Source organism: Helicobacter canis (assembly GCF_900451095.1).
Taxonomy (GTDB): Bacteria; Campylobacterota; Campylobacteria; order Campylobacterales; family Helicobacteraceae; genus Helicobacter_B; species Helicobacter_B zhangjianzhongii.
Genome location: NZ_UGHV01000001.1, coordinates 1,003,158 through 1,028,630 on the forward strand (window position 1 = coordinate 1,003,158; position 25,473 = coordinate 1,028,630).

31 protein-coding genes and 1 pseudogene are annotated in these 25,473 nt (G+C 44.5%); 5 read left to right on the forward strand and 27 right to left on the reverse strand.

What is annotated here, in order from left to right; genetic code table 11:
- Positions 1-30: 30 nt before the first annotated feature.
- Genes fliD through DX060_RS04670 form a run of 3 tightly spaced genes read left to right on the forward strand, consistent with a single transcriptional unit; the run spans position 31 to position 2,682 of the window.
- Positions 31-2,055: a flagellar filament capping protein FliD gene (fliD, locus tag DX060_RS04660; protein ID WP_115011375.1), complete on the forward strand. Its 2,025-nt coding sequence runs from the start codon at positions 31-33 to the stop codon at positions 2,053-2,055.
- Between the two features lie 35 nt (positions 2,056-2,090).
- Positions 2,091-2,468, forward strand: coding sequence for a flagellar export chaperone FliS (gene fliS, locus DX060_RS04665; RefSeq protein WP_115011376.1), 378 nt, complete (start codon positions 2,091-2,093; stop codon positions 2,466-2,468).
- The gene (locus DX060_RS04670) at positions 2,455-2,682 is read left to right on the forward strand and encodes a hypothetical protein (RefSeq protein ID WP_115011377.1); all 228 of its coding nucleotides are present in this window, start codon (positions 2,455-2,457) and stop codon (positions 2,680-2,682) included. The genes fliS and DX060_RS04670 overlap by 14 nt, the downstream gene beginning before the upstream one ends.
- A 19-nt stretch (positions 2,683-2,701) precedes the next feature.
- On the opposite strand, the gene DX060_RS04675 is transcribed toward DX060_RS04670, so the two are convergent.
- The 17 genes and pseudogenes from DX060_RS04675 to DX060_RS04755 form a co-directional block, all read right to left on the reverse strand.
- The gene (locus DX060_RS04675) at positions 2,702-3,178 is read right to left on the reverse strand and encodes a GNAT family N-acetyltransferase (RefSeq protein ID WP_258552201.1); all 477 of its coding nucleotides are present in this window, start codon (positions 3,176-3,178) and stop codon (positions 2,702-2,704) included.
- A gap of 109 nt (positions 3,179-3,287) precedes the next feature.
- The gene (rplS, locus tag DX060_RS04680; RefSeq protein ID WP_115011379.1) at positions 3,288-3,644 is read right to left on the reverse strand and encodes a 50S ribosomal protein L19; all 357 of its coding nucleotides are present in this window, start codon (positions 3,642-3,644) and stop codon (positions 3,288-3,290) included.
- Entirely contained in the window at positions 3,616-4,365 is a 750-nt protein-coding gene (gene trmD / locus DX060_RS04685; RefSeq protein WP_115012308.1) for a tRNA (guanosine(37)-N1)-methyltransferase TrmD, read from the reverse strand. The genes rplS and trmD overlap by 29 nt, the downstream gene beginning before the upstream one ends.
- 4 nt (positions 4,366-4,369) lie before the next feature.
- A complete protein-coding gene (gene rimM, locus DX060_RS04690; protein ID WP_181814190.1) occupies positions 4,370-5,059 on the reverse strand; it encodes a ribosome maturation factor RimM in 690 nt (229 codons plus the stop codon).
- Positions 5,052-5,291 carry a KH domain-containing protein gene (locus tag DX060_RS04695; RefSeq protein ID WP_115011381.1) on the reverse strand — a complete coding sequence of 80 codons (240 nt, stop codon included), beginning with the start codon at positions 5,289-5,291 and terminating at the stop codon, positions 5,052-5,054. Before DX060_RS04695 ends, rimM begins: the two co-directional genes overlap by 8 nt.
- Positions 5,292-5,322: 31 nt before the next feature.
- A complete protein-coding gene (gene rpsP, locus DX060_RS04700) occupies positions 5,323-5,556 on the reverse strand; it encodes a 30S ribosomal protein S16 (RefSeq protein WP_115011382.1) in 234 nt (77 codons plus the stop codon).
- An 87-nt stretch (positions 5,557-5,643) separates the two neighbouring features.
- Positions 5,644-6,999 carry a signal recognition particle protein gene (ffh, locus tag DX060_RS04705; RefSeq protein ID WP_115011383.1) on the reverse strand — a complete coding sequence of 452 codons (1,356 nt, stop codon included), beginning with the start codon at positions 6,997-6,999 and terminating at the stop codon, positions 5,644-5,646.
- Between the two features lie 59 nt (positions 7,000-7,058).
- Positions 7,059-7,385: a divalent-cation tolerance protein CutA gene (cutA, locus tag DX060_RS04710; protein ID WP_147278773.1), complete on the reverse strand. Its 327-nt coding sequence runs from the start codon at positions 7,383-7,385 to the stop codon at positions 7,059-7,061.
- Between the two features lie 4 nt (positions 7,386-7,389).
- Positions 7,390-7,707 carry an SMR family transporter gene (locus tag DX060_RS04715; protein WP_115012309.1) on the reverse strand — a complete coding sequence of 106 codons (318 nt, stop codon included), beginning with the start codon at positions 7,705-7,707 and terminating at the stop codon, positions 7,390-7,392.
- 645 nt (positions 7,708-8,352) lie between these two features.
- Positions 8,353-8,634, reverse strand: a pseudogene (locus tag DX060_RS04720) (DMT family transporter); the annotation flags it as partial.
- Positions 8,612-9,493, reverse strand: coding sequence for a prolipoprotein diacylglyceryl transferase (gene lgt / locus DX060_RS04725; protein ID WP_115012310.1), 882 nt, complete (start codon positions 9,491-9,493; stop codon positions 8,612-8,614). The pseudogene DX060_RS04720 and the gene lgt, both read right to left, overlap by 23 nt.
- A gap of 14 nt (positions 9,494-9,507) precedes the next feature.
- Positions 9,508-9,858 carry a hypothetical protein gene (locus DX060_RS04730; RefSeq protein ID WP_115011385.1) on the reverse strand — a complete coding sequence of 117 codons (351 nt, stop codon included), beginning with the start codon at positions 9,856-9,858 and terminating at the stop codon, positions 9,508-9,510.
- Complete coding sequence (locus tag DX060_RS04735; RefSeq protein WP_115011386.1) at positions 9,848-10,354, reverse strand: hypothetical protein; 507 nt, start codon at positions 10,352-10,354, stop codon at positions 9,848-9,850. Before DX060_RS04735 ends, DX060_RS04730 begins: the two co-directional genes overlap by 11 nt.
- Positions 10,323-11,042: an RluA family pseudouridine synthase gene (locus DX060_RS04740; protein WP_115011387.1), complete on the reverse strand. Its 720-nt coding sequence runs from the start codon at positions 11,040-11,042 to the stop codon at positions 10,323-10,325. Before DX060_RS04740 ends, DX060_RS04735 begins: the two co-directional genes overlap by 32 nt.
- Positions 11,043-11,046: 4 nt before the next feature.
- Positions 11,047-12,516 carry a 3-deoxy-D-manno-octulosonic acid transferase gene (locus DX060_RS04745; RefSeq protein ID WP_115011388.1) on the reverse strand — a complete coding sequence of 490 codons (1,470 nt, stop codon included), beginning with the start codon at positions 12,514-12,516 and terminating at the stop codon, positions 11,047-11,049.
- Positions 12,517-12,549: 33 nt separating this feature from the next.
- A complete protein-coding gene (locus tag DX060_RS04750; RefSeq protein WP_115011389.1) occupies positions 12,550-13,254 on the reverse strand; it encodes a zinc ribbon domain-containing protein in 705 nt (234 codons plus the stop codon).
- An 8-nt stretch (positions 13,255-13,262) separates the two neighbouring features.
- Positions 13,263-13,991: a Nif3-like dinuclear metal center hexameric protein gene (locus tag DX060_RS04755; RefSeq protein ID WP_115011390.1), complete on the reverse strand. Its 729-nt coding sequence runs from the start codon at positions 13,989-13,991 to the stop codon at positions 13,263-13,265.
- 36 nt (positions 13,992-14,027) lie between these two features.
- Here DX060_RS04755 and DX060_RS04760 point away from each other — a divergent pair, with 36 nt between their 5' ends.
- Together DX060_RS04760 and DX060_RS10845 are read left to right on the forward strand one after the other, a co-directional pair.
- Entirely contained in the window at positions 14,028-14,237 is a 210-nt protein-coding gene (locus DX060_RS04760) for a hypothetical protein (protein ID WP_147278774.1), read from the forward strand.
- A gap of 33 nt (positions 14,238-14,270) precedes the next feature.
- Complete coding sequence (locus tag DX060_RS10845; RefSeq protein ID WP_147278775.1) at positions 14,271-14,465, forward strand: hypothetical protein; 195 nt, start codon at positions 14,271-14,273, stop codon at positions 14,463-14,465.
- On the opposite strand, the gene DX060_RS04765 is transcribed toward DX060_RS10845, so the two are convergent.
- From DX060_RS04765 to DX060_RS04810, 10 genes are all read right to left on the reverse strand, one after another.
- Positions 14,451-16,430 (reverse strand): restriction endonuclease subunit S, encoded by a 1,980-nt coding sequence (locus DX060_RS04765; RefSeq protein WP_115011392.1) that lies wholly within the window; start codon positions 16,428-16,430, stop codon positions 14,451-14,453. The two genes, DX060_RS10845 and DX060_RS04765, sit on opposite strands and share 15 nt — an antisense overlap.
- On the reverse strand, positions 16,427-16,684 hold the full coding sequence (locus tag DX060_RS04770; protein ID WP_115011393.1) for a type II toxin-antitoxin system RelE family toxin: 258 nt from the start codon (positions 16,682-16,684) through the stop codon (positions 16,427-16,429). The genes DX060_RS04765 and DX060_RS04770 overlap by 4 nt, the downstream gene beginning before the upstream one ends.
- On the reverse strand, positions 16,677-16,901 hold the full coding sequence (locus tag DX060_RS04775) for a hypothetical protein (protein WP_115011394.1): 225 nt from the start codon (positions 16,899-16,901) through the stop codon (positions 16,677-16,679). Before DX060_RS04775 ends, DX060_RS04770 begins: the two co-directional genes overlap by 8 nt.
- A gap of 9 nt (positions 16,902-16,910) precedes the next feature.
- Entirely contained in the window at positions 16,911-18,392 is a 1,482-nt protein-coding gene (locus tag DX060_RS04780) for a class I SAM-dependent DNA methyltransferase (RefSeq protein WP_115011395.1), read from the reverse strand.
- Complete coding sequence (gene hsdR / locus DX060_RS04785; RefSeq protein WP_115011396.1) at positions 18,392-20,863, reverse strand: EcoAI/FtnUII family type I restriction enzme subunit R; 2,472 nt, start codon at positions 20,861-20,863, stop codon at positions 18,392-18,394. Before hsdR ends, DX060_RS04780 begins: the two co-directional genes overlap by 1 nt.
- A gap of 22 nt (positions 20,864-20,885) precedes the next feature.
- Positions 20,886-21,764, reverse strand: a complete 879-nt coding sequence (gene glyQ / locus DX060_RS04790) for a glycine--tRNA ligase subunit alpha (RefSeq protein WP_115011397.1) — start codon at positions 21,762-21,764, stop codon at positions 20,886-20,888.
- A gap of 14 nt (positions 21,765-21,778) precedes the next feature.
- Entirely contained in the window at positions 21,779-22,867 is a 1,089-nt protein-coding gene (locus tag DX060_RS04795; RefSeq protein WP_115011398.1) for a tellurite resistance TerB family protein, read from the reverse strand.
- A 21-nt stretch (positions 22,868-22,888) separates the two neighbouring features.
- On the reverse strand, positions 22,889-23,200 hold the full coding sequence (locus DX060_RS04800; RefSeq protein ID WP_115011399.1) for a hypothetical protein: 312 nt from the start codon (positions 23,198-23,200) through the stop codon (positions 22,889-22,891).
- An 8-nt stretch (positions 23,201-23,208) separates the two neighbouring features.
- Positions 23,209-24,873 (reverse strand): DUF5644 domain-containing protein, encoded by a 1,665-nt coding sequence (locus DX060_RS04805; RefSeq protein ID WP_115011400.1) that lies wholly within the window; start codon positions 24,871-24,873, stop codon positions 23,209-23,211.
- A 61-nt stretch (positions 24,874-24,934) separates the two neighbouring features.
- The gene (locus tag DX060_RS04810) at positions 24,935-25,471 is read right to left on the reverse strand and encodes a hypothetical protein (RefSeq protein WP_115011401.1); all 537 of its coding nucleotides are present in this window, start codon (positions 25,469-25,471) and stop codon (positions 24,935-24,937) included.
- Between the last annotated feature and the right edge of the window lie 2 nt (positions 25,472-25,473).

Sequence of the window (25,473 nt, forward strand, 5' to 3'; positions counted from 1 at the left end):
GATCAAAGGGCTGATTGCGGGAGATTGGGTATGGCAGTAGGTAGGATCAACTCATTAGGGGTCGGTAGTGGCGTGTTGAGTTATGATGTCATCGATAAGCTACGAGAAGCAGATGAAAAATCAATGATCCGCCCTATAGAGCGGAAGATGGAGCAAAATGTCGAGAAGCAAACCGCTCTTGCCGAGATCAAGACTTTGGTATCAGCGATCCGCACACCCACTAAGATTCTAGCGGATTATTCTTCATACTTGGGGCGCACAACTAATGTCAATAGCGATGCGATCAAAGCAACTGTCGCAAGCGGTGTGCCAATGCAAGATATTAAAGTTGATGTGCATCAGCTAGCTCAGGGCGACATCAATGAAGTGGGGGGGAAGTTTGAGAGTCGCGATAGTGTGTTTAGTGAAAATGATGTAAGTCTTAGCTTTTACACACAGGGGAGAACTTATAAGATTGATATTAAAGGCGGTATGAGTGTGGGAGATGTCGCTCAGCTTGTTACTGATGAGACAAATGGCGAGGTAACGGGCATTATTATGAAGACAGGTGGCTCAAAGCCCTATCAGCTTATGCTAAACTCCAAAGGAATGGGAGATCAAAGTAGAATCTACTTTGGCACGGTGCTATCAGCAAATATCCCATCAAGCGCGATGGATTTAGGCGATGATGATCTCACTTTGCAGCTGACAGACAAAAATGGCAATGAGCAAAGCTTGAGTATCAAGCTAAAGACCGATGGCTCTGGGGATAGTGCCTTGGCTCTTAAAGAAGCCATAAGAGAAGCCATAGAATCTAATAGCGAGCTAAAAGATTTGCTTGATACAGAGATCAATGTAGGGCTTGATAAAGATGGCAAGGGGCTTGTGATCAATGATTTGCGCGGATATGGCATTAGTGCTACTGGTGCGCAGGCTAGCTCTCTAGGCTTTGGTAGTGGGCAAGCCAAGCAGGAACCATTGATAGAATCTGGACAGATGGTGAAAGAGGGTAAGCTTAGTGGGGTGGTGATGATTGGGAGTGTGCCACTTGATCTTGCCAAGATGACTAAAGATAAAAATACTAGCGAGCAAAACGCTCAAATCATCGCCCAAGCCATAGAAAATATCGCTGGTATGCACGCAAGCACCGATGGATCGGGCAAGCTTACGCTAAGCTCTGAGGTCGGGGAGATTAAAATTAGTGCGCAAGATGAAGCGGGCAAGCAGGCGATAGAGAGCATTGGCTTAAAATCTGGGACAATCCAAAGCTATGCGAAACTGCAGGATAGTTTGTTTAAAATCAAAAATATCCAACGAGGGCAAGATTCTCTTATCTCCTACAATGGAGCGCAAATTTCACGCCCAACTAATGAGATTAACGATGTGGTGGGTGGTGTGTCAATGAGCTTGCAATCCACCACCGAGCCGGGTAAGCCAGCGATCATTAGCATAGGCAGAGATGATGCTAATATCATCGAGCAAGTGAAAGAATTTGTGAAAGCTTACAATGAGCTAGTCCCAAAGCTTAATGAAACCACGCGCTATGATGAGGATACAAGTATTGCAGGAGTGTTTAATGGCGTGAGTGATATACGCACAATACGATCTTCACTTAATTCGTTGATTAGTTATTCGGAGCTTGTGGATGGCAAGCTTGCAAGCCTTGTGAATTATGGTATCACGCTCAATGATAAAGGCGTGATGTTCTTAGATGAGTCTATGCTCACAAGTGCTATAAGTGCTGATCCTAAGGCTGCAGAGGAGTTTTTTTACGGCAAGGATAAGCAAGAGGTTTCTGGGAGAGACACACATATCGATGGTGTTTTTGCAAAAATTGATAAATTTTTAGCCACTTTAGCCGATGGTAGTAATTCAAGGCTTGAAGCATTTGGCTCATCACTAGAGCGAGATGCCAAGGCTTTGCAAAAAGACAAGAAAAGTGCCACAGAATTGCTTGATACGCGCTATGAGACAATGGCGAGTCGATTTGCGGCTTACGATAGCCAAATCGCAAAGACGAAAAATGCCTTTGGTTCAGTGCAGATGATGATTGATCAATCTGTCGCCAAAAAGTAGCTTGAAGAAGTAGCTTTACTTAGGAAAGGATATTTATGAGAAGCAACGCCTACAATCTCTACCAACACAATGAAGTCTCCGTAGAATCTCCAGCCAAGCTGATTGAGATGCTTTATGAAGGGATATTGCGCTTTTGCGGACAGGCAAAGCGACACATGGAGCTAGGGGATATTGAGAAAAAGATCTACTACATCAATCGCGTAACAGATATTTTCACAGAGTTGCTTAATGTATTGGATTATGAGAGAGGCGGCGAGGTAGCTACATATCTCACAGGGCTTTATACTCATCAAATCAAGCTACTCACGCAGGCAAATGTGGAGGACAATACAGAGAAGATTGACATTGTCATCAATGTAGCAAGAGGCTTGCTTGAAGCGTGGAGAGAGATTCACCAAAATGAGCTGGCTTGATAGTTTAAAAGTAGCCATTCTTCAAAAAGATGCGCAAAGGGCGTTTGCTCTTATACAAACACTTCCTGAAAGCTTTGATGATATAGAGACAATGCTACAAGCAAGGGAGCTTATCGCTCAAGTGCTTGATTTACTTGAAGAAGAGAAAAACCACATTAGAATCCAAATGCTCCAAATCAAAGCGGCAAAAAAATTCATAGAGATTAATTCCTAAAATACCCAATGATCATAAGCTAGCTATCTAGGGCTTTGTCTAGTCTGCAGCGGTATATGCGGTTATTGTAGCCGAAGATGTCGTGTGCCTGCGTGTAGAGTGTAAATCCAAATCGCTCATAGAATCCACGCAAATCAGTGCAGAGATATAAGCTAGCAAAGCCTTGAGCTTGGCAGTCATTTTTAGCGTGGCGGATAAGGCGTTGTGCTATGCCTTTTTTGCGATGAGATTCTGCGACATAGAGTGCGATCAAAAATGGATATAGATCTGCACAAGAGACAAAATCCTGTAATGCCACGCCCACACAGCCTACAATTTTTTTCTCTAGTAAGGCAAAAAGGAAGTGTGGGATAAAGCCCTTTGTATCTACGCTACATTGCAAGACTTCTTCGTAGAACTTCGATGATTTTTCATCTGCCCATGCTTGGAGTAAAAATCTTTGCGCTTGATGTAGCAAGTGTGGATTATCGCGTAAGGAGCAAATAGCAAGAGACAAGACACAGCACTTTTTGTAGGATTGGATTACTTAGCAAACACGCGGAAGTTATGCGCATTTTAAGATTTAGCACATAGTAGCAAGCTCGCGAGTGGCTCGCGCGTAAAAGCTAGCTTCTATCTTCTTTGATTCTAGCAGCTTTTCCTTTGCGGTCGCGGAGATAATAGAGTCTAGCTCGTCTCACACGCCCTACACGAAGCACACTAATGCTCTCAAGACTCTCGCTATATAGAGGGAAAGTCTTCTCTACACCGATGTTATTTGCACCTATTTTGCGCACGGTGAAAGTTTTATCCACGCCATTACCACGAATGCAAATACACACACCTTCAAAATTTTGGATTCTAGTTTTATCTCCTTCTACAATGCGAACCCCTAGCTTAATGGTATCGCCAGCCTTAAAAGTAGGCACTTGTTTGTCTTTGATTTGGGCTTTTTCAAAGCTTTCTATGTATCGGTTTTTCATCGCACACCCTTTGTGTAGTTTTCCATCGCTCAAATAAATCTGGTCGAAAATAGCGCGTCTTGCATAGAGCTAAATGGTTTTTCAAAACGGCTATTCTATTGTGATTTCCCTTTGAATACTCTGAAATTGGGGCAAAATCCTTAACACCATCATTTGTCCGCGCAAAGACAGGTGCTTCAAGCAAAAAGCCTTCAAAGCTTTCACCTTGCAGGGATTCGCTATTGCCCAGCACTTCGGGGATCTGGCGTGCGATGCTATCACATAGGCAAAGTGCCGCTAGCTCCCCACCTGTTACAATAAAATCCCCCACACTAAACACCTCATCAGCATAAGCTTCAATGGCACGCTCATCAAATCCCTCATATCGCCCACACACAAAGACAATATGCTCTTTTTGGGCTAGGCGCATTGCATCGTGCTGGGTAAATTGCTTGGCGCAAGGTGTAAGGAAGATAATATGAGCTTTTTTAGATTCTGGGGGCTGTGAAGGTTTGGCTATGGTGTGTTGGATCGCCCCTTCTAGCACACAAGGCAAAAGCACCTGTCCTGCTCCGCCACCAATTTGAGGGGCATCGACACTTTTGTAAGAATCACGCGCAAAATCGCGTAGCTGGATTGTGTCAATGGTGATCAAGCCCTTTTCTCTAGCGATTTTTAGGATAGATTCTTGGAAGTAGCTCTCAATAAGCGTGGGAAAAAGCGTGATAAAGCTAAAGGTCATATCGCTACTCGCAGAGTGATTTGGCATTTTGCGTGAAGATGCCGCCATTTTGCGTAGGAGTCGCAAGGGAGATATGTAGCACATACGCATCGATATATGGGAGATAAAAGATCTTTGGCTTTTTGGCTTTGGTGGATTTTTGTGGCTGGGGTTGATCGGGGCTTGCTGGGGTGGTTTGGGCGATTAGGAGATAGTCTGTGCTGCCTATGCGCTCTATCTCGATGACCTTGCCTAGCACTTCATCATTTTCTATGACCTCTAAACCAATAATATCAAAATAAAAAAACTCATCTTTTGTAAGCGGGCATTTTGCGCGTGTCTCTTGCTTGCTTGTGAATAGGCGCATATTAACAAGCTCTTGTGCCTTCTCCCTAGAATCTATATGTGTGAATGTCAGCAGTAAATCGCTGCGCCTTTTTGTGATGGATTGTATGGTAAGGAAGCGTTGCAGTCTATCGGCAAAAAGCCTTGTGCCTGCTTGCAAAAATTCTTCAAAATCGCTTGTTAGGTGAAAGACTAGCGCGCCTTTAAGCCCCACAGCCCTGCCGATTTTACCTACTTCTATGACATAATCAGCATAATCCAAAAAAGTGGATTCTAGCCTAGAATCCACTTTTTCACTTGGGGTGGTATCTTGTGTGTTTGGGGATTGTTTAGAGCCGTGATTTGTGGCTGTTTGTGGAGAATTATTCACAAGGATGAACGGTGATTTTGTAGGTCATTCCATCTTTTGCCTTGCAGCCAGAGACAAAAGTTTTTAAAGAGACGATCATCCTGCCATCTTTGCCTATGACGCGTCCCATATCATCGACTGAGACAAACACATCTAAAAGTCGCACGCCATCTCCTTGACTTGAGCGTATGGAGACTTTGTCTGGGGAAGCGACTATTTTTTTCACATAGGTTTCTAAAAACTTCTCAACCATTGAGCCAAAACCTTAGCAGAGTTTATTGGGTTTATTTTCCGGCTGCGAGCTTTTCTACACGCTCACTCATCTTAGCTCCCACACCTTTCCAATATGCAAGCCTATCAGTATCGATTTTGATCGTTGCAGGCTGGGTGAGTGGATTGTAGTAGCCGATAGATTCTATCCAGCCGCCATCGCGTCTCTTACGAGAGTCTGTAACTACCACGCGATAAAATGGCTTTTTCTTTCGACCCATACGAGTTAGGCGGATAACAGTTGCCATACTTGCTCCTTAATTGCTTAATTATTAGTAGAACGCGGATTATACACATAAAAATATATTTTTACCCTTAAAGACTAGGGAGATGACTTATCTTATGCCACCTTTGCCTTTCATCTGTCCCATTAGCCCCATCAAATCCTGCATACTGCCCTTTTGGCTAAATTTCTTAGCCATTTTTGCTGCCATATCAAATTGCTTCACAATGCGGTTAATATCAGCTACTTCAAGCCCTGCGCCCTGTGCGATTCTTTTGCGTCTTGAGCCATTGAGTAAATCTGGATTCTCGCGCTCTTTTTTTGTCATAGAATTGACCATCGCGCGGATATTTTTTAGCTCCTTGGAATTATCTAAATCTACATTTTTTAGCTGTCCAGCCACTTGGGAGAGCCCCGGGATCATCGACATAATCGAGCTCATCGAGCCAAGCTTTTTGACATTTTCGATTTGCGCTAGAAAGTCTTCAAAGCCAAATTGCCCTTTTTTGAGCTTTTTGCTGATATTTTTTGCTTCTTTTTCATCGATGATTGTAGCTGTCTTTTCTGCAAGGGAGATGATGTCCCCAGCTCCCATAAGCCTTGAGACAATGCGATCTGGGATAAAAATATCAAGATCGGGGATTTTCTCACCATTACCGATGAAGCGCAGCGGGATTTGCAGCTGATAAGCGATATTAAGCGCGATACCGCCTTTTGTATCGCTATCAAATTTTGTAAGTATCACGCCGCTAAGCCCTATGCGATCGTGGAAGCCCTGCGCACTTCTAATGCCATCTTGCCCGCTAAGAGAGTCAGCGACATAAAAGATCTCATTAGGCTTTAAATAATCGCGCAAGCTTTGTAGCTCGCTCATTAGTGCTTCATCAATCGCCAGCCGCCCCGCAGAATCCACAATCATCACATCAAAGCCCCCTTGCTCTGCGCGTTTTTTGGCAGCTTGTGCTACTGCTAGGGGGCTAGATTCTGCTTGTGGCATAGAATCTGGGCTAAAGACTTCTACCTCGATTTGCTCTCCTAGCACTTGGAGCTGCTTTACTGCCGCAAGACGCGCTAAATCGCACGCCACAAGCAACACCTTTTTATTGCGCGTTTTGAGATAGTTGGCAAGCTTGGCGGAAGTGGTTGTCTTCCCGCTTCCTTGCAGACCGCACATAAGCACGATTGTAGGGGGCTTTGGCGCATACACAAAGCCATAATGCCCGCTTGTGGTGAGAATCTCTAGCAATGCAGCTTGCAGCGCGTCTAAGAAATTTTGCTTGCCTATGCCCTTTTCTTTCGTGCGCTGGGCGATGTGATCTAGCAGGGATTTGGTAACCTTATGATGGACATCGTTTTTGAGTAGGGTTTTTTTGAGCTCATCTAGGGCGCGGTTAAGAGCCTTTTCATCATCATTAAAGCGGATTTTAGAAGCAATGGAGCGCAGAGAGCTACTTAGAGTATCAAACATTGTTTTTCCTTACAAAAGTGGATTCTAGTTGCACAAGAGGCATTGTAATACAAGCGGGCTTAAACTATGTGTGTTTGGCGCGTGTTTGCATAGATAAACGCTGCATACTCGTGGCTTATCTCATCAATGGCTAGGGCTAAGAATTGCGGAGTCTCATAGCTATGGAGTGAGAGTAGCATAGATCGCGCTTTTTCTAGCGCACTCTTGGTGGTTTTAAGCCGTAGGAGATATTCTTTGTCGCAGTGGATTTGTCCATTAAAGCGATAGAGACTTTTAATTTTGCTCCACTGCGCACAGGCGATGAGGTTGTGCTCTAAAAGGGCTTTGGCAATAGACTTTGCCTCCTTTTTGCTGCTTGTGGTGGTTAGGATTATGTAGGCTTCCATATCGCTAAATAATCTCGTGCAGTAGCCCAACAGCTGCGATGACTAGCACGACCCCCACATAGCCTATGGCATTAAGCCGCTCACCAAACAGGATTCTACCCCCAGCGATCGTGCCGATAATCCCTATCGCCCCCCAGCTAGAATACGCCACTGCAAGCTCCATAGAATCTAGGGCTAGCATAAGCAGATAAAATGCCCCAATCACCACTGCCACCGCGCCTAGCCCATAGCCTAGCTTAGAGAAGCCATTTGAGGCTTTAAGCAGCAGATTTGCCACCACATCAAGCACCGCTGCGATACACACAAACGCAAAGCCAAGCATAGCAGGTGTGCTATGCCACACATAGCCTAGAAGTGAGAGAGCCACTACGCCTATAAGCCCTGCGCTAAGTAGCACAAAGGATAGGGCGGAGGGCTTGCTTGTATGTGAGGTGCAAAAAGTGGATTCTAGGTTTTGGGCGTTGGCTTTTTGCGAAAAAGCGGGGAGTTTGTGGCTCGCGGCGTCGATAGACAACCAAGTCTTATCTCCTTGCTCGCCACTGCACACCCCCGCTTTTTCATCAAAAATCCTGCCGCCTGCGGCGTGATTATCAAACACAACTTCAGCTTTTTTGTTCTGCGGCGTGTTTAAACTTTGGGCGTTTTTCTTAGAATCCACTTTTTGTAATTCTGCGTTTTTATCAAAAGTGGATTCTAGGTTTTCAGCCTGTTTTGTAAAGCTGCTGTGGGATTCTAGGATTTGCGTGGGGTTTTCACACTCAGCCCCTTTTTCTTCTTCTAGGATTCTAGGAATTGCGGTGGGGCTGTGGGAGCTTTGCAAACTTTGGGGAAGGTTAGCGACCTTGTCGGTCGTGCCTTTCACAAAGTTTGCAACACTGCCGCATTGCTCACCCAAGACCGAATCCTCATCGCTAACCTCGCCGAAGTTGATGAGCAAGATCCCTACCACCGCACACACAATCCCCGCATACTGCACCAAAGCTAGATTCTCATCAAAATACCAAATCCCAATCAAAACAATACATATAACCCCAAGCACTTCCCACATCGCATACGCTACGCTTACGCTGATTTGCTTAATGGCAAGCCCAATGAAGTAGTAAGACACACAGATGAAAAATGCTGTAACCAAAAAGCCATAGCTCATACTTTGGGCGAGTTTCAAAAAGCTAGAGCCTAGCACCTCTGTGATGATAGCAAGCACCAGCCATAGCCACGCTAGAAGTTTAGGATTGATTGTTGCTAGCATTGCACGCTCCTTTGGTTTTTAGTGAGTTGTTTTTTAGCGCGTAGAAGATGATTAACGCCCCTAGGGCAATCATTATCAAGCATAGAATCTGCCCCATACTCAAAGAGCCAAAAAGCCCTAGCTGCGCATCAGGCTCCCTCCAATACTCCGCGATAAAGCGCATAAGCCCATAGCTCACCCCATAGACGCCAATAAGCGCGTTAGTAAGAGGCTTGTATGTAGAGCATAGCACGATGATTATAAACACCACAAACCCTTCAAGGATAGCTTCTAGTAGCTGGCTAGGGTAGCGTAGCACACCATTGACTATAATCCCAATTTTTTGCCCAAAGATGTCATTTTCTCCCACCACTCGCCCAAAAAGCTCTTGGTTTAAGAAATTCCCCACACGCCCAAACACATATGCTAGTGGCACACTTATAGCGACTAGATCTAGCAAGGGCAGTAGGGATATATGCTTGATTTTGGCAAAGATATATGATGCTAGCAAGAATCCCACCACCCCGCCGTGGAAGCTCATACCGCGGATACCGATAAAATTCCCATACGGATCAAAGGGGTTAAAAATCTCTATCGGGTGGGCTAAATACCAGAATCTATCGGGATCATAGATAAGCACATAGCCAAGCCTAGCCCCCAAAATCACGCCAATTTCTGCCCAGATAAAATAGCTATCTAAAAGCTGCTTTGATATGGGGAAGCGCGTGGGATTTATGCGGATAAAAAAGTGCGCGACAAAAAGCGCGAAAATAAGCGCGCATACATACGCGATCCCATACCAATGCACGCTTGCGCCAAATATGCTAAATGCCACAGGATCAAAATGCGCATAGATTGTATTCCACAGGCTATATTGCATCTCCATTGTAGTCCTTATGAGTTTTTGTAGTTGCGCGGATCGTGCTCGACACTAATGGCAAATATCTTGTCAAACTCCACAGATTCTAGTAGCTCAAGCAAATGGTAGTTGTTTGTGCCAAGGCTAAAGTCATAGTTATTATAGAGCTTTAGGCGTAGCAAATGCCCTAGGGCATAGGTATTGAAAGGAAAGGCATCAAGCAGCATAATGCGCCATTGGCTAAAATCCCTAGAATCCACTTTTATATGTGTGGCGATAAGCTTATCAAGCCTGTTGGCAAACTCCAGATAATCTTCATAAGTCTTCACGCGCCCTTGAGAGCACAGATATAAAATATCATTTCTTTTTGCGGTGCTAAATTGCAAGATATTGTCCTTTGATTACCATTGATATAGTGCGATATTGTGCGGAGATGATCGTAAATCGTGGTGCATTGTAGCAGAAAATTTCCGCATATCGTTTAATGAGCTTGTGTCCTAGATTGTGGTGGTGGGTGGATCCTAGGGGGCTAGGCTGCTTAGATGTATGCAGGCATATAAGAGGGCGTATATAGGCAGATGGCTTGCCCTTGGGGTAGCAAAATGCCTTGATAGTAACGGAGTAGCAAAAGCTTAGATGCAATCTTTGGCGATCGCAAATATGCGTGGTGATTAGCAGGGTGTGTGGCGGTGGGGCTGGGGGTGTTTTGTGTGTGTGTAGTGTGGGGGCATAAAGATCGCATAGCCCGTATTTTAGGATATTTGTGCCTAGCTCAAAAAGCAGGAGATACACGCTATCTCGCCACTTTGGTGCGATGGGTGAGATAGTGGATTCTAGCGCGGACTCTAAGCTAGCAAAGGCTAAAGGGCAGCGGGGCTTCAAAGCTCTCTCCAAGCACACAAATGCGGCTTGAATGCAGCATAAGCCTAGGAGCATTTGCGCCGCCATAGAGTGTATCGCCAATGATTGGGTGTCCTATATGGGCTAAATGCACGCGGATTTGATGTGTCCTGCCTGTTTCTATCTGCACGCGTAGCAAGGTCTTTTTGCCTATAATGGATTCTGGGGCGATGTGAGTTAGGGCTTCTAGCCCATCTTTATGCACTTTGCTTTTAGCACTCTTGCCCTTTTTGGTAAGGATTGGGGCATTGATAGTTTTAGACTCTGGGACAATGCCTTGGACAAGCGCGTAGTAGATCTTCTCCACCTTGCGTGCTTTAAAGGCGTTGATAATCTCTAGGGCTTTTTGGCTATTGCTCTTAGCTAGCAGCAGCACGCCGCTTGTCTCTCTATCAAGTCTATGGAGTAGCTCATAGCCTTGAAATCGCGCTTGGATCGCATAGCTTTCTAAAAATGCTGGCTTATTTACCACAAGCAAATCCCCCCTTTGCGCGATTATGCTAATTGGCGCGATGTCTTGGATCTGGAAGTTTGTCTTAGGATCTAGCAGGGCGCGTGCTAGGGTGAGCTTTCTGCCATTGGCACTTACAAGCCCATCATCAATGAGGGATTTTGCTTTTTTATGGGAGATGTGTTTTTGCAGGCTTAGGAGTTTGTAGGCTTTTTCCATTTGGCTAGTCCTTGTGCGTGGTGATTGCTTGGATAAGCGTGGAGAGATGCGCTTGTGCGTGCTTATAGGAGCTGTGCGGTAGGCTGTGGTGGGCTAGGAGGGTGGATTCTAGCTCGCTTGGCTTGCATAAGGTGTAGCCATCAATGCAGGCAAAAAGGGCTTCTTGATTAAATATCGCTTCGCCGCTGATAAGCTTAGTGCCAAAAAATGCCGGCTCAAGGGGATTGTGCCCGCCTGCTGGGACAAATGCACCACCTAAAATCACTATATCTGCTATGGCATAGCAGTTGTTTAGCTCCCCTAGGGTGTCAAGCAAGATGACATCAAGGCTAGTGTCATTAAGCACTTGTGCGCCTTGTGTGAATCGCGCGCTAGCAAGGGGATAGTCTGCTAGTAGCGTGGCTACTTGAGTAAATCGTTCGGGGTGGCGCGGGGCTAGGATTAGTAGGCTAGAATCCATTGTGCTAGAATCCACTTTTTTACTAGCGGCTATTTTTCTGTCATTGCGAGCCGCGTTAGCGGCGTGGCAATCCATAAATTCCGCGCTAGCGGGATAACCATTACTAGAATCCACTTTTTGCGATTTTTCAGCATTATTTTCAAAAGTGGATTCTAGGTTTTGTGTCTTTGTTTGTGTGGATTGCCACGAAAATCCTTGCGGATTTTCTCGCAATGACGATAAAAGGGCGTTATTCCTAGAATCCACTTTTTTTAATGCACTAAAGGCTTGCAGCACCAGCTCTTCCTCCCCCCTATGCGTAGAGGCAGCGACAATCACTAGGCGATTTTTGGGCTTAGGGTAGGTTTTGCTCGTGGTGATTGGGCTTAGAAGCTTGAGATTCCCAAAGATGTGGATATTGCGCGCTCCAAGCTCGGCTAGGCGCGTGGAGTCGGCTTGAGTTTGGGCAAAGACTCTATCAATATAGCTAAAAAGCACGCGATAAAACGCACGGAAATGGCGGTATTTAGGGTAGGAGCGCGTGGAGACTCTAGCGTTTATGAGTAGAGTCTGTGCGCCTAATGCCCTAGCAGTGTGAAAAAGCTCTAGCCATAGCTCTGCTTCGGTAACCACAAGGGCTTGCAGCTGCTTTAGGCGGCGGGCATAAAAGGGCAGAAATATCTCAAAAGGCAGGAACTCCACGCGGATTGTAGGCTTACTCGCATAGCTACTTTGGGCTAGGTCAAAGCCTGTCTGCGTGGTGGTGGTGAGCAAGATATTGCGCGTGGGGGTTGCTAGGGCTTGTATGATTGGCTCTAGGGATTTGATCTCGCCAAAGGAGCAGGCGTGCAGCCAAATATGCGGACAAAAATCCTTGCAAAATCCGCTAGATCTTGGGGCAAAAATGCGCACAAATGGGAAAAATCGCGCAGGGATAGAGCGGCGGTATTTGGGCTTGGTGCTAAGGTAGAGTAGTGGCAGAGCAAGTAGGATCCACGCCACGCCACAAAGCACGCGATATAGCCAAATAGCCATATACGCACACTTAGGCTTGGCTGTCTGCACGATTTAGGATTCTAGGTAGAGGATCCTGCCACAATGTGGGCAGGTGATAATATCAGCACTATGAGAAATATCGCTTAAAAGCTTGTCATTTAGCTTGATGAAGCAGCCGCCACAGGCGTGGCGTTTGATAGGCACGACACTGGAGTTTTTCGCCCATTTGCGGATCTTTTCATAAAAGGCGATGATATTTTGATCCATAGCAGTTATGCACTTTTCTTTCTTGGCAAAAATAGCTTGCTGGGATTGCTTGATCTCTTCTATCTCTCCATCGACTTTTTGCTGCTCTTGGGCGATTTGTGATTCTAGCTCGACTAATTGCTGGGCGATCTCTTGCTCTTTTGGCGCGTAGGATTCTAGCTCTTTATTTAGACGCGCTATTTCGTTGTTTGCGTGCTTTAGCTGCTCTTTTGCTAGGTCTTCTTCAATGGCAAGTCCGCGTGCTTCTCTATCGGAGCAGCCATCTTTAATGCGCTGGGAGATAGCTTCTAGCTTGGCGTTGTTGTCTGTGATATTGGCTTCGTTGCGCTCTATGGCTATGGCTAGGGCTTCCTTTTCTTCACTGGAGCGAGATTGGCTAGCGATAAGCTCTAGCTTCTGGGCTAGGAGCTTGTCGAGATTGGCGCGTTTCTCCTGCATTACAGGCACAAGTGCATCAGATTCTGTATCAATCTGCGCGATTTGTATGAGCTGTTGCAAATGTTTATTCATAAAAGTCCTTATAGGTAAGAAAATGGGGAAAAGTTAGGCAGTATTGTAGCACTGAGATTCTTAATTTTCAAAAGGCTTTGCAGGATTTTTGCAAATTCTCTCTCGCTCTCATAATGCCCCACATCGATGAAGCTTAGTCCATTGCTTTTGCCAATCATCGCATCGTGGTATTTCACATCGCCGCAGATTAGGCAGCTATGTGGCGTGGTGATCTCCCTAGCGTAGCTTGCCCCAGAGCCACACACGATATAAATATGCTCTATATTTTGCTCTGCTTGCACGAAGCGGATATGCTCTAGGGATAGAGCCTTTTTGCACGATTTAGCAAGCTCTAGCAGCGGTGTGGGCGCGATCTGGCAGTGCTGGGCTATGCCTTGCTCTGTGGTGGCAAAGCCTAGGATCTCTCTAGCAAAGTGCGCGTTTAAATGCGTGTGATCAAAGTTTGTATGCATAGCGATGAGGGCGCAGTTTTTCTGCATAAGTGTGGCGATGAGATTAGCAGGGTAGGTGGCGGTGTCTAGGGACTTTAGAGGGGAGAAAAGTAGCGGGTGGTGGGTGATTAGCAAGGTGTTTGGCTCTAAATGTTGCGCCATAGTAGAGTCTAGCTCTAAAGCCAGCGCGATAGAATCCACCTTTTGCCCCATTGTGCCGATATTTAGCCCAGAGTTATCCCAGCTTGCTTGCAGGCTGAAGGGGCTTAGGCTATCTAGGGTGGTGTAAATTTCGCTGATATACATTGAGAAAACTCCTTTTGTGGTTTTATCGATTCAGTCTTGGGCTGCGCGTTGTCTTTTGGGCTAGAATCGTGGATTGCTTCGCCGCGCTTGTGCGATAGACCGCCAAGTCTTATCTCCGCGCGCGGCTCGAAAAGCCCCGATTCTAGCTCCAAAATACTGCCGCGAGAGCAAAAGCCACGCCCCACCACGCCCCACCACGCCCCACCGCAAAGCGAAGCTTCTTTAGTAATCCTTAGAATCGTGTGAAGTAAAACAGGCTTTTGAAAACACCTTTCAAAAGTGGATTCTAGCCTAAAACTACCGCAAGAGAAACAAGCCTACTTAGAATCGTTTTGGAATCGTTTTGCATTATATCGAACTCCTAGAATCCACTTTTTTAAATTGCAGACAAAAATACAAAGCGCAGTTTCTTTAGTAATCCATACTAGAATCCACTTTTTGAAAAAGTGGATTCTAGGGCTACTCCACCCTTAAGCCTTTTTTGAGTGTGAAAAGGGTGTCTAAAATTTGAGTGATATGCTCTTGCTCTTTTAACGGCGGCAGGGGGTAATTAAAGTTTAATATATCATCTTTCACTATTGATGGGGAATTGTCGCCTTTCATAAAGCTATTTAGCCCATAAACTACATAAGGCGAGGTCATCAAATAATATAAAAAGCGAGAATCTAAAATGTTGGTTCTACATACAAAAAAACCTGTTGAGGCAATACAATCGGCTAATGTTTCATCAATCAAGGCGATATTTTCTAAATAAGGTCTTACCATAGAAAATAGGACATCGCCATATTCTAATGGTCTTCTTGCACGACTTGAAGCATTTTTTGTCTCTATCGTTTTTGGCGACTTAACTTTTTTGTTTTTATTATCTATGGAATCTATATCTATGTATTTGAAAAAATCACCTTGTGGTTCAGTATTGTCTATTGGCAAAAATATATCACACCCTTTTACCCACGCCCAAGTGCTAGGGATTTCAAAGGGCGGGGTGTGTGGATTGCTTCGGTCGCTTCGCTCCCTCGCAATGACAGGCAAAGTGGATTCTAAGTCGTCATTGCGAGAAGTTGCGTTAGCAGCTTCGTGGCAAAACAAGGGATACCGCTCGGCGTTAGCCGATGTTTCTTTAGAATCCATAGTCATAAGAGGTATGATTTCCTTGCATTTTGTAAGCTCTTTTTTTAGGCTTTGTATTTGAGATTTTAGCTCGTGTTTGGTTTGTGGATTGCCACGCTCGCTTCGCTCGCTCGCAATGACAGCGTGGGGGTCGTGCTTTGTTTTGCCACGATCTCCTGCGGAAGTCTCGCAATTACGGGTTGGGGCTTTTTTAAGTTTAGATTCTAGGGTTTTAAGCTCTTTTTCTAACTTTTTGCGTTTTTCTTTTATGGCTTTGTTGTGGTTTTGTATCTCTGTGTGGGCAGATAGGCTTTGATGTGTATGGCGATAGCGTTTGCTTAAACTGCCCTCTAGGGCAAGTTTGAGCAAACGCTTTTCAATTCTCTTTTCAATTCTCTTTAAATTCTCTTTAGTGATAGCAAAATCATTTGCGAGTGTAACGAGCAAATCAAGTTTTTTTACGATTTCTTGCTGTTCCTTTAACGGCGGCAGGGGGATAAGGAAATTTTCTATATATTCATTTTTTATATTTAGAAGACTGCTTACCGTGCCACTCACGCAAGATTGAATATATTTTTCATAAAATCCACTTGCCACAATATAAAAAATATATTTTGCATTTTGCTCTTTTGCAATTCTTATGATGCGTAAAAATGCACCGATTTGCGTGTTTGCTAAATTTTCACTTGCAAATGCACATTTAGCTATATTACTTATATCATTTGTGCCTGTTATAACAATATCACCTTGTTGTATGGATTTTTCTTCGTTGAGTAGTTTTTCTTTGACAATAACATCATTAGATAATAAATCTAAATTTTGCGTGTTTTTATTGATATTTCCGCCTCTTAAAATCCTTATGCCCTCATCGCTTAAATCATCTTTACCATAAGAAGTCCCGCTCACTATCTCACAAATATCCCCAAGTTTTACCCACGCCCAAGTGCTAGGGATTTCAAAGGGTGCTTCGCTAAGGTTTAAGGGCGTGATTTCTTTGCATTTTGCAATTTCTTTTTTTAGAATTTGGATTTGGGATTTTAGCTCTTGTTTGGTTTGTGGATTGCCACGCTCGCTTCGCTCGCTCGCAATGACAGATATGGATTCTGCGGAAGTCTCGCAATGACGGGTTGGGGCTTTTTTAAGTTTAAATTCTTTTTCACATTTTTTAAATTCTTTTTCTAAATTTTTGCGTTTTTGCTTTATCTCATCGTTGTAAATTTTAAGCTCATCAAAGGCGTTAAGCCCACTATTTTCACGGCGGAATTTAGCGGTAAGTTTGCCTTTAATAGCATAGTCTAGCAAGGACTTTTTTAAGGTATCTGTTTTCATTTATAAATATCGCCCCTTGAGTCTGCCTTATAAGCATAGATTAGAATCTCATTTTCTAGCACTTCGTATAAAAAGCGGTATTTGCCAATTCTTAGGCGGTAATGATTTGCCTTGCCTTGCAGTTTTTTAATATCTAGCTTTGCTTCATAAGGATTTTGCGCGATTGTCTCAAAGCTTTCAAAAACTTTGGCTTGTATGTCTTGGTGCTTGGCTAGAAATTTGTCAAACTGCTTACTTGTTTTGACTTTATACATTGTATTTCTTTTTTAAGTCATCAAGGTCTAATGCTTCGCCATTTTCTAAGTCTTTACGCGCTTCTACCCACGCTTCATAATCTTCTTTTGTCATAATGGTGTCATCATAGTCTTCTGCTTGTGTTGGCACTTCTACAAGCTCCACACCTTTGATGAGATTTATCGCTGAAATTATGGCGTCTTTGTTGCGTTTATCAATACTTACTTCTAGTAGCATAGTTTCTCCTTACTCGTTTTCTTTAATTATAGTAGAAATTTGCTTCATTATGGAATCTAGCGTGGCGTTTAGCTTATCTCGCTCGGCTTTGATCTGCTCCATAAGCTCTAGGGGGTCTAGAATCTCTTCTTCTTCGCTCACATAGCCACAAAGATCAAAATTATAATTTCTAGCTTCTAGCTCCTCTTTGGTGTAGGACTTAGCCTTGAAATTCCCACTTTCATCTTGTAAGCTTTGTCTATCACTTTCCCACCACTGCAAAAAGGGCGCGAAATGCTCTAGGCTCATTTGCTTTGTTTTGCCAAAGGATTTTATACCCTCTGGCATATCAAGGCGGTAAAAGTGGGTGTGCTGTGTGCCTTGTGGGTCGGCGTTGAAAAAAAGTAAATTTGTGGGGATAGAAGTGTAAGGGGCGAAAACGCTTTTAGGCAAACGCAAGATAAGATAGAGATTAAAATCACTTAAAAGCTTTCTTTTGAGATTGACTTTTGCATTATCAGCACCAAATAAAAAGCCATCAGGTAGCACGACTGCGGCTCTGCCTTTGTATGAAAGTCGGTGCAAAATGAGAGCCATAAATAAATCTGCCGTTTCACTGCTTTTGTATTGGGCTGGGAATTTCTCAAAAACTTCTTTTTTCTCCTTGCCACCATAAGGGGGATTCATCAGGATAAAGTCAAACTTTTTAGCATCGCTTAAATCCTCCCAGCTCCCTCCCTCAAAGTCAAAGGCACTTTCGTGCTGTAAGTTTGGATTCTCCAAGCATTTGATGAAAAAATTTGTCGCACAAAGTAGGTAGGGCAAGGACTTTTTCTCACAACCATAAAAGGAATTTTGGATTTTCTCTCTTTCTTCGTTGGTTAAGCGATTATCTAGTAAAAATTCTGCTGCTGCGGCGATGAAGCCTCCTGTGCCACAAGCTAAATCCGCTATGCTCTCCCCTGCTTTAGGGCGTAAAAACTCTACGACAAATTTTGTTATCGCGCGTGGTGTGTAGAACTCCCCGGCGGATTTTTCGTTTTGCAATTGACCGATAAAGGTTTCATAGATTCTACTTAGCTCTTGGAGGTCCTTTGAGCCATCTATGACAAGGCTTTCTTCTATCTCGTTGATAACTAGCCTTAGCAAATTCCCATCTTTCATATAGTTATTTAAATCTCTAAACACTTTAGGCACTATGATTTTATTTAAGGTGGTGTATTGATTGACATTGAGATTTTTTAGCGTGGGGAAAAGCTTATTATTGATAAAATCTATAAATTCTTGTCCGCCTTTCTCTTTGTCTAATGCCCAAGTTTTCCAGCGTAAATTTTCTGGGATAATGGAGCTGTAATCTTGCCCGGTTTCTAAGGCTTCTACTTCCCACTCATTTTCATAATGATCATAGAGCTTTAGGAATAAAATCCACGCGATTTGCTCTATCCTTTGGGCATCGCCATTAACCCCTGCGTCTTGACGCATAATGTTTCTTACTGCATTGATATTTAGCATTAGCCTACCTCCTCATAAAGCTCGTTTTTCAGTGCTGCTAAAAGAGTCTTAAAGCCCCCACTAGAATCCAAAATGCTTTTGACTTTAGCGCGGGTGTATTTTGTAGCGATAGGCTCGTTTGTAAAATTGCTAAATTTTAGCTCGTTAAAGCCGTTTTTTTCATATTGCTGAAGTAGAAATTCCATAAGCTCTCTAGCCTTTGGCTCAAGCTCTGCTAGAAAGCGGTTTGCCTTTTTGGCTCTTTGTGTGCGGCTTAGGGCGGGACCGCCTTTAGCAAGGGAGAGTAAAATGTCAAATTCATCGCAGTTTTGAAACTGCTCTAAGGCTTTTAGCTCGTGGATAAAAATACCATTTTCTTCAAGCTGGTTTAAAAACTCTGTCCTTGCTTTGTTTTCTCCTAAATCCTCTGTATCGCGCAAGGCTAAAAGATAGTCATTAAGCTTATTTTTATCCTTTAGTCTTGTGCCGCAAAAAACCTCAATTTTATCAGTGATTAAGGTCATCTTGCCATCAACTTCACGCCACAAGCTTACGGTGTGCGTATGGGTGTGTATCTCTGCTTCGCCCTCTAGGGTATGCTTGATGATAGTGCGGCTCTTTGGAGGTTTTTTCTCTCTTGGTTTGGGGGGCTTTATCTCATCTTTGCCGATAAATTCTATCGCGCCATCAAAGTCTGGGTCGGTTAGAAACTTCCTTGCCGTGCCATTAAAGTCAGGGATATAAAACTGCGTTTTGCCCCTTGCTTCTAGGGCTTTATTAAGCCTTGTGCCTCGCCCTATCATTTGCTTAAATAAACTTTTGCTACTGACAATTTTATCAATAGCTATGACTTGCACCATTTGCGTATCTACGCCTGTGCTTAAAAGATCAGAGGTCGTAACGATAATGGGGCAGACATTCTCGACACTTTTAAAGCTATCTAGCAAACGCTTCCCTACTTCATCGTTGCTTGTGATGCGCGCTATATAGTTGGCATTGCGATTTATCGGCTCTGGGTTGCAGTCTATAAGGGCTAGCTTCATAAAATCAGCGTGGGTTTGGTCGTTGCAAAATATGATGGTTTTTGCATAGGGGTTTTTAAGCGTGTCGTTTAGAAAAAAGCTAGTTTGCTCGGCGACATAGTGAATCTGCCTTTTAATGTAATAAGTCGTATCGCCGCAATAGCGGTTCATCTCATAAGGGGCGATTTTGCCTTCAAAACGCTTCGCTTCTTCTGTTTTTCTCTCTGGGGTTTTGATTTCCTTGCCTTCTAGGTCTTTTTCGCCATCTTGTGGCTCATAGCCATCTTTGGCGTAGTTTGATAGCATTTCTATCACAGAAAAGGGAGCGAGATAGCCATCTTCTATGCCTTGCTTTAAGGAGTATTGATACACAGGCTCACCGAAATAATCTATATTATCTTTGATTCTTGCTTCTAGCTCGCCTGCTTCTTGGCTTTTTCTTTGCTCTTTATGAAATTTGGGCGTAGCGGTCATACCAATTTGCAGCGCAGGGCTAAAATACTCCAAAATCTCCCGCCAAGTAGAATCCGCCCTAGCACTGCCCCTATGGCACTCATCGATAAAAATAAGGTCAAAAAAGTCCGGTTTTAAATTTTTATAATGCTCTACTTTATCTTTATTTTTCTCACTACCGCTGATAAATTGCTGGTAGATTCCAAAGTAAAGTTTGTAGTGTTCTTGTGAAAAATTATGATTTCTTATTTTATACATATCGTTGCGAAAGCTTTTAAATTTGCCTTGTGTATCGGCATTGATAAGCTCATTTCTATCGGCTAGGTAGAGAATCTTTTGTATCTTTTTGCCATTTGGCAGGGTTTGGTTAAAGAGGCGGTGGGCGATTTGATAGGCGATTAGGGTTTTACCTGTGCCTGTGGCAAGGACGAGTAGGATTCTCATCTGTCCTTTTTGTGCGGCGATTAGAGTTTTGGTAACGGCTATTCTTTGATAGTAGCGTAAGGGGTGCTTGATGTCGCTATTGTCAAACTTGGTAGTAAGAAGATAATCACTCTCTAAACTCTCCCATTTTTTATACGCTTGGTAGAGTTCTTGTGGGCTTGGAAAGGCGTTTATAGGAAGAGGCTCTGTGCCGCTTGAGCCTATAAAATCTTTGTTCCAGCTAAATTTCACAAAGCCCTTGCCGCTACTAGCAAAGGCAAAAGGCACTTGCAAAGCTTTGGCATAGTCTTTTGCCTGCTCTAAGCCCTCACTATCGTTATAATTATAAGCCTTTGCCTCTATGACTGCTAGGCAAGTGCTGTTGTAAAAAAGCGCGTAGTCAGCTTTCTTTTTTGCTTTTCTTATGCCACTTTTTGTCATTTCTCCATCGCTAAATTCATAGTCTCTAGCTTCAATCCCATACTCTAATCTAATCTGCCTAAAATCCCACCCCGCCTTTTCTAAAGCAGGGTCTATAAGCTGCTTTCTGGTGTCGGCTTCGCTAAGGTTTTGGCTTTGATTGTGGCTTGGCATTAGAATCCTTTGGGACAGGGGGTTATGACTTGGCTAGCCTCTCTATACGCTCGCTTTCTTGCTCTTTGTAGAGTAGGGCGCATTCTTTAGCAAGCTCGCGGATTTTTAGCACATAGCTTTGCCGCTCTGTTACAGAAATCGCCTTGCGCGCTAAAAGGATATTAAAATAATGTGAGGAGAGCATCACGCAGTCATAGGCAGGCAGTGGAAGCTTGGCTTCTAGGCAGACTCTGGCTTCATCTTGGGCTTTGGCAAAGAGATCAAAAAGCATCGGCACGCTAGCGATCTCAAAATGATAGCGTGAGAATTCATACTCGCTTTGCAAATGCACATCTTTATAGCGCACGCCATTGTCATTCCACGCGATGTCAAAAATGGATTCTACCCCTTGGATATACATAGCAAGCCGCTCTAGCCCATAGGTGATCTCCACTGCCACAGGATCGCACACAATCCCTCCCACTTGCTGGAAATAGGTAAATTGCGTTACTTCCATACCATCAAGCCATACCTCCCAGCCAAGCCCCCACGCCCCAAGGGTCGGCGACTCCCAATTATCCTCTACAAAGCGAATATCGTGGATTTGACTATCAATGCCTAGCAGCTCTAGTGAAGAAAGGTAGAGGCGTTGGATATTGCTAGGGCTAGGCTTGATAAGCACTTGGAATTGATAGTAGCTGCCTAGGCGGTTTGGATTCTCGCCATAGCGTCCATCGCTTGGGCGGCGAGATGGCGCGACATACGCCACACTCCACGGACTAGAATCGAGCGAGCGCAGCAAGGTGGCAGGGTGGAATGTCCCCGCGCCTGCAGGAATATCATAGGGCTGGACGATCACGCAGCCCTGCTTCGCCCAGAACTCCTGCAAACGCAAAATAATCGTAGAAAAACTATGTGCCATACTGATCCTTTAGGCTAGATGTTATCCCAGCTGCTATCGCGCTTTTTGGTGTTTTGGGGTGTGGAGTCCGCAGAGTCCGTAGAATCCACGGAATGTTGGGAGCTAGATTTGGGGGCAAATGTGGATTCTAGGCTAGAATCCACTTTATCACCGCTTTTAGGTGGTTTGGAGACTTTGGGTGTGCGGGATTTTGAGCCAGATTCTAGCTGCTGTAATATGTCTGTATAGGCTTGCTCGCACGCCCAAAGTGTCGGCAGCAGCTCGGCTTGAGGCTTGTCCTTTTTGCGTGCATTGGCACAGAGCTTTTGGATATGCGTGAAGAAGACTTGCTGCAAGCTTGCTTGATCTTGCTCCTTTTGCTCGCTCAATACTTGCTCTAGGGTTTTTGCAGCCTTTAGTGCTTCATCGCTGCTAGATTCTAGGGTCTCAAAGCTTTCATACAGGGCATTAAAATCAGTATTATCAATCTCCAAAAACGCCGCTATATCTAGGATAATGTCCTGCTCATCGTGGTTTAAGTCCTTATCACTCCACGCAAGCATTAAGATAAATCCCACAAACTGCAGCCGCTTCTTATACTCGCCATAAGTATGGTCTAAAAAGATTTCGGCAAGATGAGCGATACTAGGCTGCTCTAGGGTGCTAAAATCTAGGCTAGATCGCGTCTTTGGGGTGCTTAGCGGTGGGGTGTGGGATAGGTAGGCAGGGGCATAGTGGGTGAGTAAATCGCGTAGATTTTGCTCGTATTCTGGCTTCGTGGCGTGGAGAGACAAAGAGCGGATAAACTCTTCTACAAGTCCTATTTGCAAAGGCGTAAAAGTGGATTCTAGTGGGCTAGAGTCTTGCTTGCTTGTGGGCTTTGCTTGCTTGCGCACTCCTGCTTGCAAGATGTAGGCTAGCAGGGTTATGCTAGCACCCTCATAGGAGTCTTGCAGCTTTTGGGCTGGGTCTTGGGCGGTGTAGGGGGTGGATTCTAGTGGATAGGGGGAAGAGGGCTTTGGCTCTTGGGTGGGGGATTGTAGTGGATTTTTGAGATAATCTTGTAGGGTAATGTATAGATAATACACTACAACGCCGGCAAGAATCAATAGTAAAATACTCATAATAGTCCTTTGTGGTGTGGTTTAGGATCGGTTTTTCATTCGCGCGTGAAATTCTTTTTGCTCTTGGGCTTCTCGGTCTTGCTTTTCTTTTTTTAGTCGTGCGCGTTCTTCTTTTTGCTTTTGGATTATGGCGAGCTTTTGCTCCTTTTGCTTGCGGATTTTCTCGATGTATTCTTCGCGCTTTTCTGGGGATTGGAATTTGACAGGATTCATCAAAAGCACCGCTAGGACAAAGAGAAATAGCACGATCGCTACACCGGCTGATTCGTTATCAATCTGGTGCCAAGTGCCAGCGATAAGAGAGGCGATCAAGATCTTTAGAAAGATTTTCACAAAGTCCCCTATGCAAGTGCTAGATCAAGTGCGCGCATAGTCGCACCTGAAAGCCCCAAGCCATCGCGGACACCTAGTGCTAGCAAGGCTGCTTGCGGAAGCAAAAGTGTAGGTGTCTCGCTCGGGTCTCGCCCTATGCTTTTGGCACTTGTTTTTGCTAGGGTGCTAAATGCCCTAAAGAGTCCAAGACTAGAGACTACAAGCACATCTGCCCCTGCATCAATGCCGGCAAAGCGCATTCTAGCGGACTCTCTCAAATACCCCTCATAATTGTAAGTTTGTAAATGTGAGAAATCCTGCCTGCTCTCTATAATATCTAGCCACTTGCCCCCAAGTTTGCTTGCGATAGGCACATAGCGTGTGTGCAGGTCTTTGGCTGCGTTCATAATCTCTTCTTGCGTGAAGTTCGGTCCTGATAAATGCTTAAACACGCTCTTAGGCAGTGCCATAATACTTGGGTCAAACCCATACACCGCCTGCTGATTATCGATACGATCAAAGGCAAGCGTGCTAGGGTAGGCTGCAAGCTTAAGAGACTCTAGGAGAGAATCTCTCCCCCAAAGCTCGCTTTGATCGCTTGAGATGATGTCTTTTATATGTCGCACCGGGCTTATATCATAATCTATCTTGCCATATAATGCACACACTTCATCAAGCAGGGCTTGATCTCTTAGCAACGCATCTTGTGCAAAAAGCGCGGCATAGTAGCTCCCGCAATCGCCAAAGACCAAAACCGCCCTTTCTTTATCGGCAAGGGCGAGATTGTAGGCTATGTGCTTGATTAAGTCTTTTGGCTCAAGAATACGCCCAAAATACCCGCCAAGTGGGAGAAGCTTGCCTCTAGGGGTAATGACTTTATAGCCTAGTGCTTGTAGCAAGGATTTTGTGCTAGAGACAAGGGATTTTGCTTCATAATTTGCATAAGCGTCAAAGACAATGAAAGCTTTGTGATCTTGCTGGTCTAGGGCTTTTAGGGCTGTGATAGCAGAATCTGGGATAGGTGGTATGCGCATAGATTCTAGCTCATTGATCCACGCTCGCCCGCAGCCGGGGCACTGCCCAAAGCGTGCGACCTTGCTGATAAGAGAGTGGATCGTGCGTGTGATATGGGGGGCATTTGGCTTTTTTGTATAGATAAGGGCTTCTACGGGTGCGTAGCTCATCACGCCGCTTTGGGCATTGGCTAGAGTATGGATAAGTGTATCAAAGTGCTTGGGATAGCGCGTAAGCAGCCAATCTACATAGAGGAAAAATCCATCGCCTAAGTAGGATTCATCGCTTTGCAGGGAAATGGTGTTTGCCCAAAGGTATTGATATAGCTCATAGCGATCGCTTGGAGTGATGAAGCTATGCTTGTCAAAAAACCACCCATAGCGTGCAAACATCGCTTCTTTATCAAGGGCTAGATCCTTGCTCACATATCTCTGGCTTAATGGCTCAAGGCATAAATCTTTGCCAAATCTGCGCACGAGCTCATAGAGTGGCACATCATCAAAGACACAAAGCCCCTGCACCCTAAGCCCCATTGATGGGTCAAAGCCCAAGCCATCTATGCTTGCAAGTGCGCTAAATAGCGTGAGATTGCTGTCATAGAGTAAGGGGTATTTTTGGAAGTAGTATTCATAGCTACTTGTCGCACAAAAGCGGAAGATGGATAATTCTAATGTCTGCATATTGACTCCTATGAAGTTGGTATTATAGCAATCCTTTTATAGCTTTGTGTGGCTTTTGGGATCATTTGTTGTGATTATTGCCTTGGAGCTGGGCTAGCACTTTGGCATTATGGGTGTTTTGCAAGATTATTTGTAGGGATTGCTGCTCTTCTTTGCTGAAAGACTCTTCTGCAAAAGACTCTTGCTCATCGTGGTTTGGAGTATCAGTAGGGAAGATAAGCCTAGAATCCACCCTTGTAAAAAGCGCGCAATCATCGTGCGCAGTATCTTTGATAAATATCTGGCGGATCCCTCGCACACGCACGCTTACAAGCTCGCCTTCACCCCTAGGAGCTAGCCCCACGACAAAATGCACCGAGACTTGCCCTAGGGAATCTTGACGGATTTCTAAGGAGTCAAAGGTGCTGCCAGAGATGAGAAACTCTAAGCTCTTGCCAAGCTTTGTTGCTTGGCTTTTAGGGAGCGGTGGGTCAAATCGCACTTTGCTTGCATCGCACAAAAGCCCAAATTGCCTGCCGCTTTGCTGCAAAAATGTCAGCATTTGTGCGCAGTAGTGATCATAGAGTATTTCAAATGCTTGCGCGGGTGTGTATTGCATAG

Excerpts from the sequence above, each read along its gene's own strand:
- DX060_RS04740 (WP_115011387.1), bottom strand. The coding sequence starts at position 11,042 with ATGGAAAAAGCCTACAAACTCCTAAGCCTGCAAAAACACATCTCCCAT.
- DX060_RS04670 (WP_115011377.1), top strand. The coding sequence starts at position 2,455 with ATGAGCTGGCTTGATAGTTTAAAAGTAGCCATTCTTCAAAAAGATGCG.
- DX060_RS04805 (WP_115011400.1), bottom strand. The coding sequence starts at position 24,873 with ATGCAGACATTAGAATTATCCATCTTCCGCTTTTGTGCGACAAGTAGC.
- DX060_RS04715 (WP_115012309.1), bottom strand. The coding sequence starts at position 7,707 with ATGCTTGGCTTTGCGTTTGTGTGTATCGCAGCGGTGCTTGATGTGGTG.
- rpsP (WP_115011382.1), bottom strand. The coding sequence starts at position 5,556 with ATGGCAACTGTTATCCGCCTAACTCGTATGGGTCGAAAGAAAAAGCCA.
- DX060_RS04765 (WP_115011392.1), bottom strand. The coding sequence starts at position 16,430 with ATGAAAACAGATACCTTAAAAAAGTCCTTGCTAGACTATGCTATTAAA.
- DX060_RS04695 (WP_115011381.1), bottom strand. The coding sequence starts at position 5,291 with ATGGTTGAGAAGTTTTTAGAAACCTATGTGAAAAAAATAGTCGCTTCC.
- DX060_RS04775 (WP_115011394.1), bottom strand. The coding sequence starts at position 16,901 with ATGCTACTAGAAGTAAGTATTGATAAACGCAACAAAGACGCCATAATT.
- DX060_RS04780 (WP_115011395.1), bottom strand. The coding sequence starts at position 18,392 with ATGCTAAATATCAATGCAGTAAGAAACATTATGCGTCAAGACGCAGGG.
- fliS (WP_115011376.1), top strand. The coding sequence starts at position 2,091 with ATGAGAAGCAACGCCTACAATCTCTACCAACACAATGAAGTCTCCGTA.
- lgt (WP_115012310.1), bottom strand. The coding sequence starts at position 9,493 with ATGCAATATAGCCTGTGGAATACAATCTATGCGCATTTTGATCCTGTG.
- fliD (WP_115011375.1), top strand. The coding sequence starts at position 31 with ATGGCAGTAGGTAGGATCAACTCATTAGGGGTCGGTAGTGGCGTGTTG.
- glyQ (WP_115011397.1), bottom strand. The coding sequence starts at position 21,764 with ATGGCACATAGTTTTTCTACGATTATTTTGCGTTTGCAGGAGTTCTGG.
- ffh (WP_115011383.1), bottom strand. The coding sequence starts at position 6,999 with ATGTTTGATACTCTAAGTAGCTCTCTGCGCTCCATTGCTTCTAAAATC.
- DX060_RS04750 (WP_115011389.1), bottom strand. The coding sequence starts at position 13,254 with ATGAATAAACATTTGCAACAGCTCATACAAATCGCGCAGATTGATACA.
- DX060_RS04745 (WP_115011388.1), bottom strand. The coding sequence starts at position 12,516 with ATGGCTATTTGGCTATATCGCGTGCTTTGTGGCGTGGCGTGGATCCTA.
- DX060_RS04810 (WP_115011401.1), bottom strand. The coding sequence starts at position 25,471 with ATGCAATACACACCCGCGCAAGCATTTGAAATACTCTATGATCACTAC.
- trmD (WP_115012308.1), bottom strand. The coding sequence starts at position 4,365 with ATGACCTTTAGCTTTATCACGCTTTTTCCCACGCTTATTGAGAGCTAC.
- DX060_RS04755 (WP_115011390.1), bottom strand. The coding sequence starts at position 13,991 with ATGTATATCAGCGAAATTTACACCACCCTAGATAGCCTAAGCCCCTTC.
- cutA (WP_147278773.1), bottom strand. The coding sequence starts at position 7,385 with ATGGAAGCCTACATAATCCTAACCACCACAAGCAGCAAAAAGGAGGCA.
- hsdR (WP_115011396.1), bottom strand. The coding sequence starts at position 20,863 with ATGCCAAGCCACAATCAAAGCCAAAACCTTAGCGAAGCCGACACCAGA.
- DX060_RS04770 (WP_115011393.1), bottom strand. The coding sequence starts at position 16,684 with ATGTATAAAGTCAAAACAAGTAAGCAGTTTGACAAATTTCTAGCCAAG.
- DX060_RS04795 (WP_115011398.1), bottom strand. The coding sequence starts at position 22,867 with ATGAGTATTTTACTATTGATTCTTGCCGGCGTTGTAGTGTATTATCTA.
- rplS (WP_115011379.1), bottom strand. The coding sequence starts at position 3,644 with ATGAAAAACCGATACATAGAAAGCTTTGAAAAAGCCCAAATCAAAGAC.